The organism is Zymomonas sp., assembly GCF_020216885.1.
Taxonomy (GTDB): Bacteria; Pseudomonadota; Alphaproteobacteria; order Sphingomonadales; family Sphingomonadaceae; genus Zymomonas.
On sequence record NZ_JAIWON010000167.1, the window covers coordinates 1 to 5637 of the forward strand.

Here is a 5637-nt window from a genome sequence, read left to right on the forward strand (position 1 = left end):
CCCTAAATAAATAGGTGAAAATTTCTAAACATAAAACAAGAGGAAGTGCAATTCTTAGAGCGATCCCTAGGGGTGCTTTTTTATTTATATCCAATTTATCCTCCCTATATTAAAAACTGTATTTTTTTATTGTGTTGCGCATCTATCCAGCAAAATAATGGGCAACAGATAGATTGCCCCTAGAGCATCAAGAAATTTTGAATTATCGGCCTAATTTCTTGTCAGAAAGATAACTTTACATATTATTTGGTAATAATAATATTTATTATATATCGTTAATGAATACAAATTTTCTTTATTTTTCTTTTTAAGAAAAATAAATGCTGAACAAGGTTATATTCGAAAAGAATCACTCTCTATCCATTCTATAGTAAATAGAGTCACTTTGACCCTATTGAAACATCCGGTGAGTATGAATTGGGCAAGAAAGCGTCTTTTCCTCGATGCGGCTTGGCTAAGGAAATCGGAACTATCTTTAGGTTGATAGCAGGACAAAAAAACGCTGCTCCAAATAATCGGAACAGCGTTTTTTTAGTGGGAAAAAGTTAAAGAAGAAGGCCTCAACACGGCAATGGCTGAGGCTGTCTTCCGATAGGATAGAAGAACAAATGTTCTTTTTATTCCATTTTTCCCCTGCCCTATTTTCCGTTATTACCGACGAGTTCGATCTGGCTACCCAATTCAACCACACGGTTGCTAGGCAGTTTAAAGAACTCTGTCGCACTTTCAGAGTTACGCAGCATCCATGCAAACAGCTTTTCGCGCCAAATGGCCATACTGGTATGGGTGGACGGGATAAGTGTCTGACGAGAGATGAAGAAGCTGGTATCGTCCATTCGGAGCATGGGCCCTGACTGTTCGATTTTATTGAGTGCCAAAGGCACGTCAGGTTCTTCCATAAAGCCGTAACGCACAATCACGCGATAGAAGCCATCTTCAAGGCTGCTCATGCTGGCGCGATAATGCGGATCCACATAAGGCACATCTTCGATTTTCACAGTCAGAAGAATAACTCTTTCGTGAAGAATCTTGTTGTGTTTGAGATTGTGGAGCAGCGCATGAGGCACGCCATCATCTTCTGGCGTAAGGAAAATAGCCGTTCCCGGAATACGGACAGCCGAAGCCGCCGCCGAGCGGATGAACAGCTGGATCGGCATGGCGACCTGCCGCATTCTTTCCGCCATTAAATGGCGACCACGTGACCAAGTCATCAGCATCGTGAAAACAACGAAGCCAACCAAAAGCGGGAACCAACCGCCTTCAGGAATTTTTGTCACGTTGGACAGGAAGAAAGCGCCGTCGATCAAAAGGAAGAAGGAAACCAAAGGAATGGATTGCCATGCCTTCCAATGCCAGACCCGATGTACCAGAACCCCCATCATACAGGAGGTGATAAACATCGTACCGGTCACAGCGATACCGTAAGCATTCGCCAAATTAGTCGAGTTTTTGAACATGGCGATCAAGACCATGACCATAAACATCAAGACCCAATTAACGGACGGAATATAAATCTGTCCGACAGTACTGGCACTGGTATGGTTCACGCGCAAACGCGGAATATAGCCGAGCTGAATTGCCTGTTGCGTAACCGAGAAGGCTCCGGTGATAACCGCCTGACTGGCAATGACCGCTGCAAAGGTTGCAAGAATAATCAACGGCACACGCAAGAAATCCGGTGCCAGAAAATAGAAGGGATTGGCGATGGCTTCATGGTCAGCACTAAGAAGCGCGCATTGGCCAAGATAATTCAGCGTTAAAGCCGGAAAAACAACCCAATACCAACCAAGAGAAATCGGTTGCCGTCCAAAATGCCCCATATCCGCATAAAGCGCCTCGGCACCTGTTACGGAAAGCACAACCGAGCCCAATGCCCAAAAGCCCTGCAACGGATCAGATACAAAGAAATGAATGGCATAATAGGGATTGAGAGCCAGAAGGATAGCTGGGCTACGGGTGATGATATTAAAGGCACCCAAAATGGCCAATGTCGCAAAATAAACCAGCATAATGGGCCCGAAAAGCCGACCTACTGATTCCGTTCCCCTTGCCTGAATACAAAACAGGCCAATGAGAATAACCACGGAAACCGGCGGCACCCAACTGTCAAAAGAGGGTTCGATAACCGTTAGACCTTCGACCGCAGAAAGCACCGACATGGCTGGCGTAATCATGCTGTCGCCGTAGAAAAGCGCCGTAGCAAACACCCCGAGCACAATCAGCCATCGGCTGAGTTTCGGATTGGCTCCGCGGATAATAAGAGATAGCAACGACATACTGCCGCCCTCGCCCTTATTATCGGCCTTCATAATAAACATCACATATTTGACCGTAACGACCAGTCCCATCGTCCAGAAGATGAGGCTGACCAAGCCATATATATGAAAATCATCCACCGGAAGTTGGTGATGACCTTTGAAACATTCTTTCAGTGCATAGAGAGGGCTGGTACCGATATCACCAAAAACAATACCGATTGCCCCTAGCGACAATTTCAATAGATCTTTGTCACTATGACTATGTCCGGGAACCCCATAAGAGGGATCTGAAGATTTGTTGTCCACAGATGATGTCCCCGGGGAAGTATCGTTACTCATAACGATCTCCGTTTTATCGATAAAAAAAAGGTTCTTTGCAAAAAAGAGCTAAAAAATAATATTTCCCGCAAATGAACCGAAAGCAAAAAAGGGATTATGACCCTCTGCTGTTCTTGCAACAATCACGATATGAGCCATTCTGCAAGAAAAATATAATATTGCAGAATAAATTACAGGTGATTTGATGCATAAAGAGATATTTTTTAAGGAAAAATGGGGCGATCGACGGGAATTGAACCCGCAACCTCCGGTACCACAAACCGGCGCTCTAACCAATTGAGCTACGATCGCCATAATATCGAGCCGGACAGCGGAAGAAAACTGATGCATGTCCGTGATGTCCGGCTCAATTAAATTGTGTTTTCACTTTGGTCAAGAGATTTCAAAAGAAAGATGAATAAAAAACAGTATTTTATCGGAATAAGCCTCTTTTTTGACCAAAAGCGATTGGCGAAAGCGCCAAATTATCGCATTAAAACAAGTTCTTCAGCACTGCTGGGATGGAGCGCAACCGTATCGTTAAAGGCCTGTTTTGTTAAGCCTGCCTTGATAGCGACGGCGGCAAGTTGGATAATTTCAGGAGAATCCTGACCAATCAGATGGAGACCCAAGACTTTATCGCTGTCACCATCAACAACCATTTTATAAAGCGCGCGATCAGGGCTGTCGATTAAAGCATTCCGCATCGGGCGGAAATTGGATTTATAGATCTTAATATTTTTATAGCGTTTTTTGGCGTCCTCTTCGGTCAGACCTGCGCTGGCGAGAGGCGGGTGAGAGAAAACCGCTGTCGGAATAGTATCATAATCGACCGAGGCCGCTTTATGACCGAAAACCCGATCCGCAAAGGCTTGTCCTTCCCGAATGGCGACCGGCGTTAACTGCACCCGATCGGTGACATCGCCGACAGCATAAATAGAGGGGCAGCTTGTCCGATTGTCTTCATCAACCAGAATAGCCCCGCGATCATTGCTTTTGACATCGGCCTTGTCCAAGCCGAGATCACGGCTTTTGGCAACGCGTCCGATCGCGAATAAGACAAGATCGCTTTCTATCTGGCTGCCATCTTTGAAATGAGTAGTGAGATTGCCGGATGGGTCTTTGTCGATGCGGGCGATATCGGCATTGAAACGGTAATCAATGCCATGCCCCTGCCCTATCTCAACCAGTCTTGCAGCGATTTCTTTGTCATAGCTGCGTAAAATACGGTCGCCATGCGTGGCTATGGTGGTTTCGACACCAAAGCTATTCAAAATTCCAGCAAATTCATTAGCGATATAGCCACCGCCAACAACCAAAGCGCGTTTGGGCAAGGAAGGCAGCAGAAACATTTCATTGGAAGTGACGGCGTATTCTGCCCCCTGAATGTCGAGTTTGGCCGGTTCTGCCCCCACTGCGACCAGAATATAACGCGCCGTAATTTTTTTACCGCTGGCTAAGCGGATTTGATTCGCGCCTTCGATAACGGCGCGTTCTTTGTAATGGGTAATATGATTATTATCGAGCGTTTGGGTATAGAGGCCTTCAAGCCGCTTCACATCGGATAAAACGACATCACGAAGCGTTGCCCAGTCGAATTCTTTTTCGGGTAATGTCCAGCCGAAGCGCTGGGCTTTTTTCAGATCAGCCGCGAAATCGGCGGCGTAGTAAAGCATTTTTTTGGGAACGCAACCCCGTATGACGCAGGTGCCGCCGATACGGTATTCTTCCGCAAGGGCGACGGATGCCCCATGAGAAGCGGCAATGCGGGAGGCTCTGACACCTCCCGATCCGGCTCCGATCACAAAAAGATCGAAATCATAATCTGTCATATTTCATCTTCCCTTATCCGGTTGGGCAGAATGGCTGCCGCCGCTTTTTAACCGATATCCGAAGAGGACGGATACCGGTTATTGATAAAGTGAAGAATGACCGTTTCAGATAATGAAATCCAGCTAAGGATCACGATCAGAGCGATTGAAGAAAGCGGAAACTTATTTCAAAGCAGCCGCAATCAAAGCCTTGGTTGACGGGTCAAAATCGGAATTTTCAGGATGATCGGCAATGGCGTGAGCCATTTCTTTTCCGAGTTCAACACCGAATTGGTCAAAGCTGTTAATGCCCAAAAGAACACCATTGGTGAAAGTACGATGTTCGTAGAAAGCAATCAAAGCACCCAACTGAGCCGGACGCAATTCATCCATCAAAATAGTCGTGGACGGACGGTCACCCGGATAAGAACGTGCCGGATCCTTGTTGTCGCGGCCACTCATCAGGGCAGCACCCTGTGCGAAGGCATTAGTCAGCAAGGTTTTATGATGCACCGGATTTAAAGTATCGTCCGCTTTGATAGCAGCGATAAATTCGATCGGAACCAGACGGGTTCCCTGATGCAAAAGCTGGAATACCGCATGTTGGGCATCGGTGCCAACACCGCCCCAAGTGATGAAAGCGCTGGGATGGTCAATCAGATTGCCATCGAGGTCAACGCGTTTACCATTGGATTCCATTTCCAACTGCTGGAGATAGAAAGGCAGAAGTTGCAGGCGTTCGTCATAGGCGAAAATGCCATGAGTCTGCGCACCACGAACGGCGCTGTAATACTGGTCGGCGAAAGCGGCCAGAATAGGCGCGTTCTTTTCAGGAGTGGCTTCAAGGAAATGGCGATCCATAGCCGCGCCACCTTCGAGAAGCTGCTGGAAGCCTTCCCAGCCCAAGGCGAGGGCTGCTGGGAAACCGATGGAAGACCACAGAGAATAGCGACCGCCGATACTTTCTGCGAAAGGCAGAATACGAGTATCATCAATACCCATTTCAGAAGCCTTCGCCGGATTGGCGGTAAGGGCAATCATGCGACCCTGAGGATCTTCTACGCCATGCTTCTTCATCCATTCCATCGCGGATTCTGCGTTCAGCATGGTTTCTGCGGTGGTGAAGGTTTTAGAAGCAACCGCAACCAAGGTTTTATGCGGATTAAATTTTTTGAAGACTTCTTCCAAAGCCTGACCGTCAACATTGGAAACAACCGCAACATCATAGCGGCCAGATTCACGAGTCAGGG

The 5637-nt window shown here is 47.0% G+C and carries 3 protein-coding genes and 1 tRNA gene; all 4 read right to left on the bottom strand.

Annotated elements, in window-relative coordinates:
• Window positions 1-638 precede the first annotated feature (638 nt).
• Window positions 639-2597 (bottom strand): potassium transporter Kup, encoded by a 1959-nt coding sequence (locus LDL18_RS08625; protein WP_296508766.1) that lies wholly within the window; start codon window positions 2595-2597, stop codon window positions 639-641.
• Between the two features lie 214 nt (window positions 2598-2811).
• Window positions 2812-2888 (bottom strand) — tRNA-His (locus tag LDL18_RS08630).
• Window positions 2889-3061: 173 nt separating this feature from the next.
• A complete protein-coding gene (gene gorA / locus LDL18_RS08635) occupies window positions 3062-4408 on the bottom strand; it encodes a glutathione-disulfide reductase (protein ID WP_296508768.1) in 1347 nt (448 codons plus the stop codon).
• Between the two features lie 162 nt (window positions 4409-4570).
• Window positions 4571-5637: glucose-6-phosphate isomerase (locus LDL18_RS08640; protein ID WP_296508774.1), on the bottom strand; the 1067-nt coding region annotated here is incomplete at its 5' end.